Below are 13,125 nucleotides of genomic sequence, written 5' to 3' on the forward strand. Positions count from 1 at the left end.
GTCAATTCAATATAGCACTGGGCGCGCCATCACAGCTTCTGGCATTGCGGGCAAAAGAATGTCGACCGCTGGCCCTGCCGAATCGAGCGGATCGGCGAGCCACAGATACGGCAGGCTTGCCCCTCACGCCCGTACACCATGGCATCCATCTGAAAGTAACCGCTCTGGCCCTCGGCACTGGAAAAATCACGCAAAGTACTGCCTCCCATGGCCAGCGCCCGTTGCAATACCGAGACAATGGCACCGTGCAGGCGCAAGGCACGGGGTTTGCTCAGGCGATCCGCTCGCAAACTGGGGCGAATACCGGCCCGGAACAAAGCCTCGGACGCGTAAATATTGCCCACCCCCACCACGATGTCGCCCGCCAGCAAAACCTGTTTGATGCTGGCGCGGCGAAGCTTCAAGGCCCGGTGAAAGGCGTCCGGGTCAAAACCCGCCTCCAGTGGCTCCACCCCCAAGTGATCCAGCAACTTGCGCGCCGAAGCATCATCCAGGCTGGCGGCAAACACGACCGCACCAAAGCGCCTGGGGTCGTGCAGGCGCAGAACGCCCCGACTGGTTCTGAGTTCAAAATGGTCGTGCACGCCCAATTCCGGCAGGCTCACGGCAAAGCGCAAACTCCCCGACATGCCCAGGTGCATCAACACAATGCCCTCATTCAGATGAAGCAACAGGTACTTGCCCCGTCTCGTCACCCGTTGCACCGTTTGACCCACCAGCCTGCGCGCCTCACAGCCCAGCGGCCATCGCAAAGGCTTGCCCAGGTGCACGTCCAGCACCTCGGCGCCAGCGATGCGATCCGCAAAGCTCAGGCGCGTGACTTCAACTTCGGGGAGTTCGGGCATGGGCAGCTCAGCGAAATGTGCATGAACCCCGGAACGTATCCGGGGACTCGAGGTCAGAGCCAACAGCCCTTGAGCCGGGATGGTCCATTGAGCGCACCTTCGGTGCTGCTGGGCCCATTGGCCGTGTCTTTCGGGTCATTTTTATCCTTCTTCCTCACCAAAAGCCCGGCTATTGGCTCCGAAGTCAGGTCAAAACTGTTCCCGAAATCCATCCACCGCGGCACTACCCCCATTGGACCATCTCGGTTTAACCTTCCATTATCATGAGCAAATGAATACCTTGCACAGCCCTGTATCCCAGCGCACTTCGCGCCTCCTGCCGGCCCGACGACTGCTGCAAGGCCTGATCAGCGCCAGCTTGCTGTTGGCAGCTGGGGGCGCCTGGGCCCAGGCCAAGCCGGCCGTCCCGGAAACAATCTCCACTGAAACGGCCTGGCTTAACTCCAGCCTCACCGCGCCTCTTTTCTATCAGCTGCTGCTGGGAGAGCTGAATGTGCAAAGCGGCGACCCCGGCACGGGATACTCCCTGTTCCTGGATGCCGCGCGAAAGCAACGCAGCGAAGAGCTGTACCAGCGGGCCGTCGACATCGCGCTGCAGGCCCGCTCGGGCGACGCCGCACTGACGGCCGCCCAAGCCTGGTCCAAAGACCTGCTCGACTCCAACGAAGCCGACCGGTTTGTTCTGCAGATTTTGCTGGCGCTCAACCGCCCCGGTGACACAGGCCCGGTCTTGCGTTCTTTGCTCAAACGCACCACGGGCAGCGAGCGCAACGACACCATCAACGCCATTCCCCTGGCATTTGCCCGCGTGGTAGACAAACCCCTGGCTCTTAAAGTGGTGCGCGAGAGCCTGGCGCTGTCGCTGGAGCAACCCGAATCCGCCGCGGCCGCCTGGACCACCATCGGCCGCATGGAGCTGGGGCAAGACCTTGAAACCCAGGCGCTGGCTTCGGCTCGCAAGGGGCAGGCAGCCAATTCCGCTTCCGTGTTCCCGGCCCTGCTGGGTCTGGAGCTCATGGAGCGCGGTGTGGATGGCGCAGAAGCCATCGTCGTCACCCAGCTCAAGGCCAGCCCGCCGCCCGCCTCGAGTTCCGCAACGACACCGAGCCAGCAATCGGCGGTAGCTCTCACCTACGCCCGCATCCTGCTCGATCTTCAGCGCAACCCCGAAGCCCGCGCCCAGCTCGAAGGCCTCACCGCCCAGCAACCCAAACTCGCCGAGCCCTGGTTGCTGCTCGCCACACTCGACGTTCAGGACAACCGGCTGCCCAATGCAACCCGCGATCTGGAAACCTACATGGGACTGGCCCGAACCGATGGCGCCGCGCCCGCTGTCCGCGGCCTGACACAGGCCTACTTGCTGATGGCGCAGATCGCCGAGAAGCAAAAAGATTTCACCGCAGCCAATGCCTGGCTGGACCGCATCGAAAACGCCGAGGACATCATGGCGGCCCAGATGCGCCGTGCTTCGCTGCTGGCCCGCCAGGGACAGATGAAAGAGGCCCGGGCCATGCTGCGCAACCAGCCCGAGCGGCGTCCTGACGACGCTCGGCTCAAGCTGGTGGTCGAAGGCCAGTTGCTGCGCGATTTCAAAGCTTGGCAAGACGCGTTCGATGTGTACGGGGAGGCAGTCAAGCGCTTCCCTGAAGACGACGACCTGCTGTATGACCAGGCCATGATGGCCGAAAAAATAGAGCAGCTGGACACCATGGAGCAGCTGCTGCGCAAGCTCATAGCGCGCAAGCCCGACCACCACCACGCCTACAACGCCCTGGGTTATTCGCTGGCCGAGCGCGGGCAGCGCCTGCCGGAAGCCAAGGCCTTGATCGAAAAAGCGGTCGAGCTCGAACCCAACGATGCCTACATCCAGGACAGCCTGGGCTGGGTGGAGTTCCGCATGGGCAATGCCACGCAGGCCTTGAGCATCCTCAAAGCCGCCTACACCAAACGGCCCGACCCCGAGATCGCCGCCCACCTGGGTGAGGTGTTGTGGAGCCAGGGCCAGCAGGACGAAGCCAAAAGAGTGTGGCGAGAAGGCTTGCTGCTGTCGAGCGACAACGAAACCCTCCACGCCACGCTGAAACGGCTCAAAGTCACCCCATGACGTCCCGACCGCGTACCGGGCGCCCAGGCTCCGGGCGCCGTGCGGTCTGTGGCGGACTGTTGCTGGCCCTGTTGCTCGCAGGCTGTGCCGCGCCCCGCAGCGCACCGGTCGCAGGCATCGCGTCCTGGAACGGACGCATGGCGCTGAATGTTCAGAGTGAGCCGCCTCAGGCCTACTCGGCAGGATTCGACTTGCAGGGCTCGGCCCAAAGCGGCGAACTGCTCCTCGCCACCCCTTTGGGTACAACACTGGCCACTTTGCAATGGGCGCCGGGGCGAGCCGTGCTGATCCAGGGCGACCAAACCACAGAGCGAACCTCCCTTGAGGCCCTCAGCGCCGATCTGGGCGGTACAGCGTTGCCCGTGGCGGCCTTGTTTGCCTGGCTGGAAGGCCGACCCGTCAAGGTGATGGGATGGGAGGCGGATCTCAGTCGCCACAACGAAGGGCGGATCACCGCGCGGCGCTCCGACCCGCTGCCTGCCGCCGAACTGCGCCTTGTTTTTCAACCATGACCGTCGCACACGCTGTTGAGCCCCTGCAAAGCCTGACCGCCGTCCCGGCGCCCGCCAAGCTCAACCTCTTTCTGCACATCACGGGGCGGCGCCCCGATGGCTACCACTTGCTGCAGTCGGTGTTCGTGCTGATCGACTGGTGCGACGAACTGAGCTTTGCCTTGCGCCCGGACGGCCTGGTGAGCCGCGAAGACCTGGACGCCTCCAGCCAGCTGCCCACCGAAGACCTCTGTGTCAAAGCAGCCCGAGCCCTGAAGCAAGCGACCGGCTGCACATGGGGCGCCCACATCACGCTGCGCAAACACATCCCGGCCGAAGCCGGCCTCGGCGGCGGCTCGTCGGATGCTGCCACCACCCTGCTCGCGCTGAACAAACTCTGGGGGCTGGGACTGAAACGATCCGAGCTCATCAACATCGGTATCGGCTTGGGCGCCGACGTGCCGTTTTTCCTGGGCGGACACAACGCCTGGGTCGAGGGCGTGGGCGAACAACTCACACCAGTAAGCCTGCCCGCCACACGCTTTGTGGTCATCAAACCCCAGGGCGGCGCCTCCACACAAAAATCTTTTCCGCGCCCAATTTGAAGCGCGACACAAATACCGCTATAATCCAAGGCTTTGCTGCAAACGACGCAGAGAAAGTTCACCAGTTGGATCTTCGCAAGATCATGCAACTGGGTCGTAACGATCTCCAGCCTGTCGCGCAAGCCCTTTGCCCAGAAGTGGGTGAGTGTCTGGACTGGTTGTCCGGGCAGGGATTGCAAGGTCGTATGACCGGATCGGGCACGGCGGTATTTGCGCCATTGCAGCAAGCGCTGAACAGCGCGAGTCTTCCAGGCAACTGGATCTTGCGGGAATGCAGCAACATGGATGTCCATCCATTGTTTGACTGGTGTTGCGGTTAGAATCGCAGGCTGCACAGTCAAAACAATTGATGTGCAACCTGCGACAATTTTGGTTGGTTGAAGGGCTTCACGGCCCCGCAGCTGTCCAGCGTAGGGGAGTCGCCAAGTTGGTAAAGGCACTGGATTTTGATTCCAGCATGCGAGGGTTCGAGTCCTTCCTCCCCTGCCACCATTTTTCTGAAACACAGTCCAAGCGGCTACGCCGCTAAGCGGTCCATCACGGACCGCCGCATTAGCCGGGAATACCATGCAAGTTCAGCCACAGGATTTCATGCTCTTCACCGGCAACGCCAATCCGGTGTTGGCTGCGGAGATCGCCCAACACTTGGGAACCCAACTCGGTGCAGCCAACGTGGGCCGGTTCTCTGACGGTGAAGTCACTGTCGAGATCATGCAAAACGTGCGTGCTCGCGACGTGTTCGTGATCCAGTCCACCTGCGTACCCACCAACGAAAACCTGATGGAACTCATCATCATGGTTGACGCGCTCAAGCGGGCATCCGCTGAACGCATTTCCGCGGTCATTCCCTATTTCGGCTACGCCCGCCAGGACCGCCGCCCCCGCTCCAGCCGTGTGCCCATCACCGCCAAGGTGGTGGCCAACATGTTGCAGGCCGTGGGCGTGAGCCGCGTCCTGACCATGGACCTTCACGCAGACCAGATTCAGGGTTTCTTCGACATTCCCGTGGACAACATCTACGCCTCGCCGGTGTTGCTTGGCGACCTGCGCCAGAAAAACTACACCGACCTGCTGGTGGTGTCGCCCGATGTGGGCGGCGTGGTGCGTGCCCGTGCCCTGGCCAAACAGCTCAACTGCGACATGGCCATCATCGACAAGCGCCGGCCCAAAGCCAACGTGTCGGAAGTGATGCACGTGATCGGTGACATCGAAGGCCGCAACTGCGTGATCATGGACGACATGATCGACACGGCAGGCACGTTGGTGAAAGCAGCTGAAGTGCTCAAGGAGCGCGGCGCCAAAAACGTCTACGCCTACTGCTCGCACCCCATCTTCTCCGGTCCCGCCATTGAACGCATCTCCAAGGGCAATGCCCTGGACGAAGTCGTGGTCACCAACACCATTCCTCTTTCCCAGGCCGCCCAGGCCTGCGGCAAGATCCGCCAACTCTCCGTGGCTCCGCTGATGGCTGAAACCATTGCGCGCATTGCCTCGGGCGAATCGGTCATGAGTTTGTTTGCCGATCAGGACAACCTTTTTAAGGCCTGACAGCAACAAGAAGTGAGCCGCCTCCTACGGGGCGGTTCTTTTTTAATCGAGGCGTTCTGGTCGCGGAACCCCTCTACAGGAGTCAGTTATGCAATTTGTCGCTTTTGAGCGCTCCAAGCAGGGTACGGGTGCGAGCCGCCGTCTCCGCATCACCGGTCGCACGCCCGGTATTGTTTTCGGTGGTGACGCCGAGCCAACCAACATCGAGCTGGACCACAACGCCTTGTGGCACGCCCTGAAGAAAGAGGCTTTCCACGCTTCCATCCTCGACATGGAATTCAATGGCAAGACCGAAAAAGTGTTGCTGCGCGATGTGCAGTACCACCCTTTCAAGCAGCTGGTGCTGCACGCCGACTTCCAGCGCGTGAACGCCAAGACCCGTCTGCACAAGAAGGTGCCTCTGCACTTCATCGGTGCCGATGAATCGCCTGCCGTCAAGATCGACAATTGCGTGATCAACCACGTGATGACCGAAATCGAAGTCGAATGCCTGGCCATGCAGTTGCCAGAGAACATCGAAGTCGACCTGTCGGAAGTCGTCAAGGGCCAGACCATTCACGCCCGTGAACTGAAGATGCCCAAGAACATCAAGCGCGTCACCCACGGCCGCACCAACCTGACTGTGGTCACGGTGGTGCCTCCGAAGGTTGAAGTGGTTGCTGCTCCTGTGGAAGTCGCTCCTGTGGACGACAAAAAAGGCAAAAAAGGCAAGAAGTAATTCCTGCCCGACCCTGCGCTGTGCCACCCGCACAGCGCACCCAAAACGGCCCGCCTTAGCGGGCCGTTTTGCTTGGGCTCGATGAGCCCTGGCTGCAACGGATAATGCACACATGATCAAGCTCATCGTTGGCCTCGGCAATCCCGGGCCGGAATACGAACAGACCCGCCACAATGCCGGCTTCTGGTGGGTGGACGAAGCGGCTCGCCTGCTGAAGACATCACTGCAGATGGAACGCAACTATTTTGGTCTGGTGGCCCGCACGCAGGTCAACGGGCAAAACCTCTGGTTGCTCGAGCCCCAGACCTTCATGAACCTCTCGGGAAAATCCGTGGGCTCCCTGGCGCGTTTCTTCAAGATTGAGCCCGAAGAGATTCTGGTGGTTCACGACGAACTGGACCTGCCACCCGGCGAAGCCAAGCTCAAGCGCGGTGGTGGCCATGCGGGCCACAACGGCTTGAGGGATATTCATGCCCAGCTGGGCAGCGCCGACTATTGGCGTCTGCGCGTGGGTATCGGCCATCCGGGCGACAAAAGCGAAGTGGCCAACTGGGTGTTGAAAAAGCCGCCACTGGACGACCGGATTGCCATCGATCAGACGCTGGACCGGTGCCTCAAGGCACTGCCCGACTTGATCGAAGGCCGGATGGACAAAGCGACGGCCTTGATCCACACCAGCAAACCGCCCCGCCCCAAACCACCACGCCAGCCCAAGCCCGAGCCTGTTGCGACAGCGTCTTCAGCCGAGACCGATCAGCCGGAGGCGTCACCACCCGAACCCGCCACCGATCCCGACGCAGGCTGACCCGCCTGTTGCAGGCGCTGGTACTTTTGCCAAAGTGTCTCTTGGGACTCGATGTGTTCAGGATGGATCGGAATGCAGGCCACAGGACACACCTGCACACACTGCGGTTCGTCAAAGTGGCCCACGCATTCGGTGCACTTGGATGGGTCGATCTCATAGATCAGCTCACCCAGGTAGATCGCCTCGTTGGGGCATTCGGGCTCGCACACATCGCAATTGATGCATTCGTCGGTAATCATCAGTGCCATATCGCCAACCTCCCCTTCAAGCCTGCAAGACGGGTGTTTTGAGGCAGCGTGCCACCGGGGCACTGACCATGCCAGACACATCGCCACCCAGCATGGAGATTTCGCGCACCAGGGTGCTGGAAATGCACTGCAGGTCGGCCTGGGGCAACAGGAACACTGTCTCAACGGCTGGATACAGCTTGCGGTTCATCGCGGCCATTTGGGCTTCGTAATCAAAATCCGTGATGTTGCGGATGCCGCGCACCACGGCGCTGGCGCCGTGCTCACGGCAGAAATCCATGATCAGGCCCTCAAAGGGCAACACGCGGATACGCCCGATGCCTGAGGTCGCCTCAGCCGCCATGGCCATGCGCTCTTGCAGCGAAAAGCGGGTTTTCTTGTGGTGGGCTTTGGCCACCGCCAGGATGACTTCGTCGAACAACCCGGCGCTGCGGCGCACCACGTCTTCGTGCCCCAGCGTCAAGGGGTCGAAAGTACCGCTGTAGACGGCAATACGGGTGCCGCGATCGGCGGGTGACAAGGCTGAACTCATGACCCCGATTATGCGCGTGGGCGCACCGCCACACTCACGTTGCGGTGATTGGGCGCAGCAGGTGAAACACCACAACCCCTGCTTTGCCATGCTTGTTCGTGCGAAGCCCGATGGGGAGCAGCTCCTCGTCTGACCAGAGGCGGGGCGACTCCAGGTAAATGTCACCTTCGGCGTGCACGGCCTGTCGAGCCGCCTGCAGGGCGGCCAGAACGAGCGCCGGGTTGCCGTCCTCACCGAAAGGGGGGTCCAGAAAAACCAGATCCCAGCCCTGTCCTTGCCTTTTCTGGAGTGCCGCAACGCCGTCGCCTCGCTCGATGCGCACACAGCTCGCCTTCAGGCGCGTGGTCGCCGACGACAGCGAGCGGATCAGGTCGCCCTCCTGCTCCACCAGCACCACCTCACCCGCGCCGCGAGAGGCGGCCTCCAGGCCCAGGGCACCGGTGCCCGCAAAGGCATCAATGCAGCGCAGGCCTGTCAAATCGTGCCCCAGCCAGTTGAACAACGTCTCGCGCACCCGGGCGGGCGTGGGCCTGAGACCCGGGTGATCGGACACGGCGAGTTTGCTGCGTTTCCATTGACCCCCGATGATGCGCACCTCTTGGGGCGCGCGGTCGGTGGTGGAAGGCTTTTTAGCGGAGGCTGGCTTTTTCATAGCCCTGAAGCTTACGTCAGGCGACCCCTCTCGGGACGGACATCTGCCTGGCTCAGGGTTTGGCGCCCACAACCACCGTCACCATGCGGTCGGGTTGCACAGCACGGGCAAAGGTTCGGCGGATATCGTCCACCGTGACCGCCTGCACTCGCTCGGTCCAGTGGTCGAGGTAATCGAGCGGCAAGTCATTCCAGGCGATGTTGGACAGGTTGCCCAACAGTTTGCGGTTGCTGTCGATGCGCAGGGCAAAGCTGTTGACCAGATAGTCCTTGGCGGCCTGCAACTCGGTCTCGGTCGGGCCCTGGGCGACAAAGTCGCGCACCACAGTGCGGGCCACCGACAAAGCCTGCGCGGCCTGATCGGGTCGTGTGGTCAGCCCGATCTGGAACGCGCCTGCGTGCAGACCCGGGTTGAAATAGCTGTAGACGCTGTAGCTCAGGCCGCGCTTCTCGCGCACCTCGGTGGTCAGGCGTGACACAAAGCCGCCGCCACCGAGGATGTAGTTGCCCACAAAGGCGGGGAAGAAGTCGGGGTCGTCCCGGCGAATACCGGGCTGACCCATGAGGATCTGGGCCTGGGCGGCATCGAAGGGCAGTTGTTGCTCGACCGCAGCCGACAGGGCCGGCACCTGTGGCACGGCGTCCAGCGATTCGCAACCATGCGGCTTCAAGGCGGTCATGAGCTCGCCCACGATGCGATCGGCGCTGGCGCGGTCCACCGCTCCCACCAGACTCACCTGCGCCCTGCAGGCGTTGACGTGGCGGCGGTAGAAGCGCTGCATGTCGGCCACGCTGATGGCGGTCAGTGTGGCTGCCGTGGGTTCATAGCCGTAGGGATGGCTGCCATAAACCGCCTGGGAAAACGTTCGCCCTGCCAAGGTACCGGGCCGGGTTTCGGCCTCGCGGAGTGCGGCCAGCGTGCGTTCGCGATCGCGCTGCCAGACCTTGTCGGGCCAGGCGGGTGCGGCGAGCTGGCGCGCGGCCAGCGCCACAGACCCTTGCAGCAAATCAGGTTGGGTCAGGGTGCGCAGCGAAGCGGTGAAGCGGTCCTGGCTGGCGCTGGCACCGAACTGGGCCCCCAGATCCACCCAGGCTTCGCTGAGCTGGTTTTCGTCCAGCGCAGTGAGCGCGCCCTGCGCGGCCACGCCGGCCGACAGCATGCCCGCGGTGGCACTGGCCAGCCCTGCTTGCGCGGCGGGGTCGCGGCGGCTCCCGCCGTCAACCGACAGCTCCACGTCGAGCATGGGAATCACCGGGCTCTCGATCAGGTACACACGGGCGCCACTGGGGTGGGTCCAGTGCTGAATCGGCAATGCGGCCCAGACGGGCAGCCCGACCACACCGGCGATCAGCAGCAGGCTCAGCCGGCAAGCGCGGGCAAAGGGCAATGAGGGCTTGGCCCCGGTCGTGAAGAAGTCCATTGGCTTGGTGCGGCGCTCAATGGCGCGAAAGTGGTGGGCGGGAGCCCGATGGTCGTTCGGGCTGGCGTTTCGAGGGGTCGGGCACCAGCACAGCCGTGGTGAGTTGTTCGTCTCCAAACAACCGCTTCGCCACCGACTGCACCTGTTCGGCCGTGACCTGCCCCAGGCTCGCCATCAATTGCTGCTCGGCCTCAACCCCCATGCCGTTGGCCCAATAGCTGCCCAGCTCCCGGGCCTGGCTCACCACCGAATCCTGCTTGTAAACCTGACTGGCGGTCCATTGGGTCTTGACCCGCTTGAGCTCGGTTTCACTGACGCCCTCGCGCGCGATGCGGGCCACCTCGCCCTTGAGTGCTTCGGCAACCACCTGGGAACTCACGCCCTGAGCAGGCACGGCCGAGAGAGAGAAGAGCTGGGGACCGCGCCCCATCAGGCCAAAAGATGCGCCAGCGCTGTCGGTCAGGCGCTTGCCCGAGGCACCGCCCTGCACCAGCGCGCGCTCCAGCCGGGCACCGCTGTAGCCATCGAGCACGGCGGAGAGCACGGTGAGGGCCAGTGCGTCCTGGCTGGCCGGGTCTGCGGCCAGGGGATCGGTGAGCTTGGGCATGTGCCAGGCGAGCGCCACCATGGCCTGCTCGGTCGCGGCGTGAAAATCCATCTGGCGAGCGCCTTGCTGGAGCGGCTCGTCGCGCGGCTTGCGCACCGGCACCGGACGCGTGGGGATCACCCCATAGATGCGCTCGGCCATGGCTTTGACTTCGCCCACATCCACATCGCCCGCAATCACCACGGCCGCATTGGCCGGGATGTACCAGCGCTGGTAAAAATCGCGGGCATCTTGCGGCGTCATGGCGTCCAGATCGCTCATCCAGCCGACCACGGGCCGGCGATACGGACTCGCCTGGAAGACCATGGCATTCATCGCCTCGAACATGCGCGCCCGCGGCGATTCTTCGGTGCGCTGGCGGCGCTCTTCCTTGATCACCTCAATTTCGCGCTTGAATTCGTCGTCTGGCCACTGGTTGTGGGCAAACCGATCGGCCTCCAGCCGCATCATGGCCTCGAGCTTGTCACTCGGAATCTGCTGGTGGTAGGCGGTGACATCCTGGGTGGTGAAGGCGTTTTCGCGCCCGCCCAGCGCGGCCACCCGCCGGGAGAATTCCCCAGGCGGCACGGTGGGTGTGCCTTTGAACAGCATGTGTTCCAGCGCGTGGGCCACGCCCGTGGTGCCGTCCACTTCATCCATGGCACCCACACGCACCCACAACATGTGCACCACCGTGGGTGCGCGGCGATCGGGCTGAACAATCAGCGTCATGCCATTGGCCAGGGTGAATTGCTGGGCTACGGGGGCGTCGGCAGCCCAGGCTGCGCCACCGCCCATGCCAGTCCAGCCCAGGGACCCGAGCACCAAACCCGTTCTAAACCATGCGTACAGTTTTCGTTTCATAGAATGGGAAGATACAAGAGATTCCAAAATGTTCTCGTTCTTCAAAAAAAAGACACCTCCAGCACCTGCGCCGGCCGAACTGCAGCCTGACGAAGCGGCTTCGCCGCCAGCGTCTGCAGCGCCCCTGACGACCGACACACCCGCAGCAGATGCACCCGCGCCTGCCACCATGGAGGCCCCGCCTGCGCAAACGCCGGCTCCGGAGCCCGTGGCCGCCACACCGCCAGAACTGGAACCCGAGCCCAGGCCTCCAGCACCTGAGCAGTCCCCGGTTGCCGCAACGCCACCGGCACCGGTGAGCGCTCCGGCACCCACTTCTGGCGGCGTGTTTTCGTTTTTCCGCAAGAAGGCGCCCGTGGCACCTCCACCGGCTGACGTCGTGCCGCCCGAGCCGACCCAGACAACGACCCCTTCAGCAAGCCCCGTCCCAGCGGACGTGGCCGTTCCAGTGGCCCGAGCGCCGGAAACCGGGGTGCCAGCCCCGGCGCAGCCTGCCGCAACAGAGAGCGCCCCAATGGAGGCGCCAGTGATCAGCGCACCGAAGGCTGCTCCAATGGCACCTGCACCTGCACCTGCACCTGCACCTGCACCTGCACCTGCACCTGCGCCGGCGGTGGCGCCTGTTTCAATGCCTGCGGCTGTGAAAGCTCCCCCGCCCATGAAGACGGCGTCCGTTCCCGCACCCACACTTAGCGAGCCGGCCAAGGTCACCTCAGTCACATCCGTCGTCCCGCTCGCCCCGCCCACTTCAGCAGACGCAACGCCCCCGGCTCGCAAAGGCTGGCTGGACCGCCTCAAGGCGGGTCTGCGCAAGACCGGCGCGAGCATCGCCGGCGTTTTCACCGGAACGCAGATCAACGATGCGCTGTACGAAGAGCTGGAAGACGCCCTTTTGATGGCCGATACTGGCGTAAAAGCGACCGAACACCTGCTGATCGACCTCAAGAAGCGGGTCAAAGATGCCAAGGCAACAGACCCGGCTGCGGTGAAGGGATTGCTGGCCGAATCCATTACGGCCCTGCTCAAACCGCTGGAAAAAGCGCTGGTTATCGGCGAACACAAACCCACGGTGATCATGGTGGCGGGCGTCAACGGCGCCGGCAAGACCACGTCGATCGGCAAACTCACACGCCACCTGGCCAACGGAGGCGCGTCGGTGCTGCTGGCGGCTGCGGACACCTTCCGGGCTGCGGCCCGCGAGCAACTGGCCGTCTGGGCCGACCGCAACACGGTCGAAATCGTGACCCAGGAGGGCGGTGACCCGGCAGCGGTGAGCTTTGATGCCGTCACGGCTGGGCGAGCGCGTGGACGCGACGTGGTGCTGGTCGACACCGCGGGGCGCCTGCCGACCCAATTGCACCTGATGGAAGAGCTGCGCAAGATCAAACGGGTCGTGCAGAAAGCCGATCCCACCGGGCCCCATGAAATCTTGCTGGTGATCGATGGCAACACAGGGCAAAACGCCTTGGCGCAGGTCAAAGCCTTCGACGAAACCCTGGGCCTCACCGGTCTGGTGATCACAAAACTCGATGGCACGGCCAAGGGCGGTGTGATTTGCGCGATTGCGCGCGAACGGCCGATTCCGATCTACTTCATCGGGGTGGGCGAAAAGCTGGAAGATCTGGAAACCTTCAGCGCCAGGGAATTTGCACAGGCTTTGCTGACCTGAAGAAGTAGCCCCCACGCTCCGCCGCTGCGCGGGTAGCA

General features: G+C 63.2%; 12 protein-coding genes, 1 tRNA gene and 1 pseudogene. 8 read left to right on the top strand and 6 right to left on the bottom strand.

Features of this window, described 5'->3' with window-relative positions; translation table 11 throughout:
• Nucleotides 1–29 precede the first annotated feature (29 nt).
• Complete coding sequence (gene mutM, locus E5678_RS11240; protein ID WP_136178611.1) at nucleotides 30–845, bottom strand: bifunctional DNA-formamidopyrimidine glycosylase/DNA-(apurinic or apyrimidinic site) lyase; 816 nt, start codon at nucleotides 843–845, stop codon at nucleotides 30–32.
• A 271-nt stretch (nucleotides 846–1,116) separates the two neighbouring features.
• Here mutM and E5678_RS11245 point away from each other — a divergent pair, with 271 nt between their 5' ends.
• The 7 genes and pseudogenes from E5678_RS11245 (at nucleotide 1,117) to pth (ending at nucleotide 7,116) form a co-directional block, all read left to right on the top strand.
• Nucleotides 1,117–2,949: a tetratricopeptide repeat protein gene (locus tag E5678_RS11245; RefSeq protein WP_136178612.1), complete on the top strand. Its 1,833-nt coding sequence runs from the start codon at nucleotides 1,117–1,119 to the stop codon at nucleotides 2,947–2,949.
• On the top strand, nucleotides 2,946–3,461 hold the full coding sequence (locus E5678_RS11250) for a lipoprotein insertase outer membrane protein LolB (RefSeq protein WP_136178613.1): 516 nt from the start codon (nucleotides 2,946–2,948) through the stop codon (nucleotides 3,459–3,461). The genes E5678_RS11245 and E5678_RS11250 overlap by 4 nt, the downstream gene beginning before the upstream one ends.
• A 23-nt stretch (nucleotides 3,462–3,484) precedes the next feature.
• Nucleotides 3,485–4,365, top strand: a pseudogene (gene ispE / locus E5678_RS11255) (4-(cytidine 5'-diphospho)-2-C-methyl-D-erythritol kinase).
• 92 nt (nucleotides 4,366–4,457) lie between these two features.
• Nucleotides 4,458–4,534, top strand: a tRNA-Gln gene (locus E5678_RS11260).
• Nucleotides 4,535–4,612: 78 nt separating this feature from the next.
• Nucleotides 4,613–5,593, top strand: a complete 981-nt coding sequence (locus E5678_RS11265; RefSeq protein WP_136178614.1) for a ribose-phosphate pyrophosphokinase — start codon at nucleotides 4,613–4,615, stop codon at nucleotides 5,591–5,593.
• An 88-nt stretch (nucleotides 5,594–5,681) separates the two neighbouring features.
• Nucleotides 5,682–6,311 (top strand): 50S ribosomal protein L25/general stress protein Ctc, encoded by a 630-nt coding sequence (locus E5678_RS11270; RefSeq protein ID WP_136178615.1) that lies wholly within the window; start codon nucleotides 5,682–5,684, stop codon nucleotides 6,309–6,311.
• 112 nt (nucleotides 6,312–6,423) lie between these two features.
• Entirely contained in the window at nucleotides 6,424–7,116 is a 693-nt protein-coding gene (gene pth, locus E5678_RS11275; RefSeq protein WP_136178616.1) for an aminoacyl-tRNA hydrolase, read from the top strand.
• Here pth and E5678_RS11280 read toward each other — a convergent pair.
• The 5 genes from E5678_RS11280 to E5678_RS11300 are packed head-to-tail and all read right to left on the bottom strand — an operon-like array spanning nucleotide 7,065 to nucleotide 11,352.
• Nucleotides 7,065–7,364, bottom strand: a complete 300-nt coding sequence (locus E5678_RS11280) for a YfhL family 4Fe-4S dicluster ferredoxin (RefSeq protein ID WP_136178617.1) — start codon at nucleotides 7,362–7,364, stop codon at nucleotides 7,065–7,067. The two genes, pth and E5678_RS11280, sit on opposite strands and share 52 nt — an antisense overlap.
• Nucleotides 7,365–7,380: 16 nt before the next feature.
• Nucleotides 7,381–7,896: a pantetheine-phosphate adenylyltransferase gene (coaD, locus tag E5678_RS11285; protein WP_136178618.1), complete on the bottom strand. Its 516-nt coding sequence runs from the start codon at nucleotides 7,894–7,896 to the stop codon at nucleotides 7,381–7,383.
• 34 nt (nucleotides 7,897–7,930) lie between these two features.
• On the bottom strand, nucleotides 7,931–8,548 hold the full coding sequence (gene rsmD, locus E5678_RS11290; RefSeq protein ID WP_136178619.1) for a 16S rRNA (guanine(966)-N(2))-methyltransferase RsmD: 618 nt from the start codon (nucleotides 8,546–8,548) through the stop codon (nucleotides 7,931–7,933).
• A 52-nt stretch (nucleotides 8,549–8,600) separates the two neighbouring features.
• Complete coding sequence (locus tag E5678_RS11295; protein WP_136178620.1) at nucleotides 8,601–9,968, bottom strand: pitrilysin family protein; 1,368 nt, start codon at nucleotides 9,966–9,968, stop codon at nucleotides 8,601–8,603.
• Between the two features lie 16 nt (nucleotides 9,969–9,984).
• Nucleotides 9,985–11,352, bottom strand: coding sequence for a pitrilysin family protein (locus E5678_RS11300; protein WP_247597023.1), 1,368 nt, complete (start codon nucleotides 11,350–11,352; stop codon nucleotides 9,985–9,987).
• A 679-nt stretch (nucleotides 11,353–12,031) separates the two neighbouring features.
• Here E5678_RS11300 and ftsY point away from each other — a divergent pair.
• Nucleotides 12,032–13,087 (top strand): signal recognition particle-docking protein FtsY, encoded by a 1,056-nt coding sequence (gene ftsY, locus E5678_RS11305; RefSeq protein ID WP_247597024.1) that lies wholly within the window; start codon nucleotides 12,032–12,034, stop codon nucleotides 13,085–13,087.
• Nucleotides 13,088–13,125 lie beyond the last annotated feature (38 nt).

The sequence above is a fragment of the Hydrogenophaga sp. PAMC20947 genome (genome assembly GCF_004795855.1).
Classification (GTDB): Bacteria; Pseudomonadota; Gammaproteobacteria; order Burkholderiales; family Burkholderiaceae_C; genus Hydrogenophaga.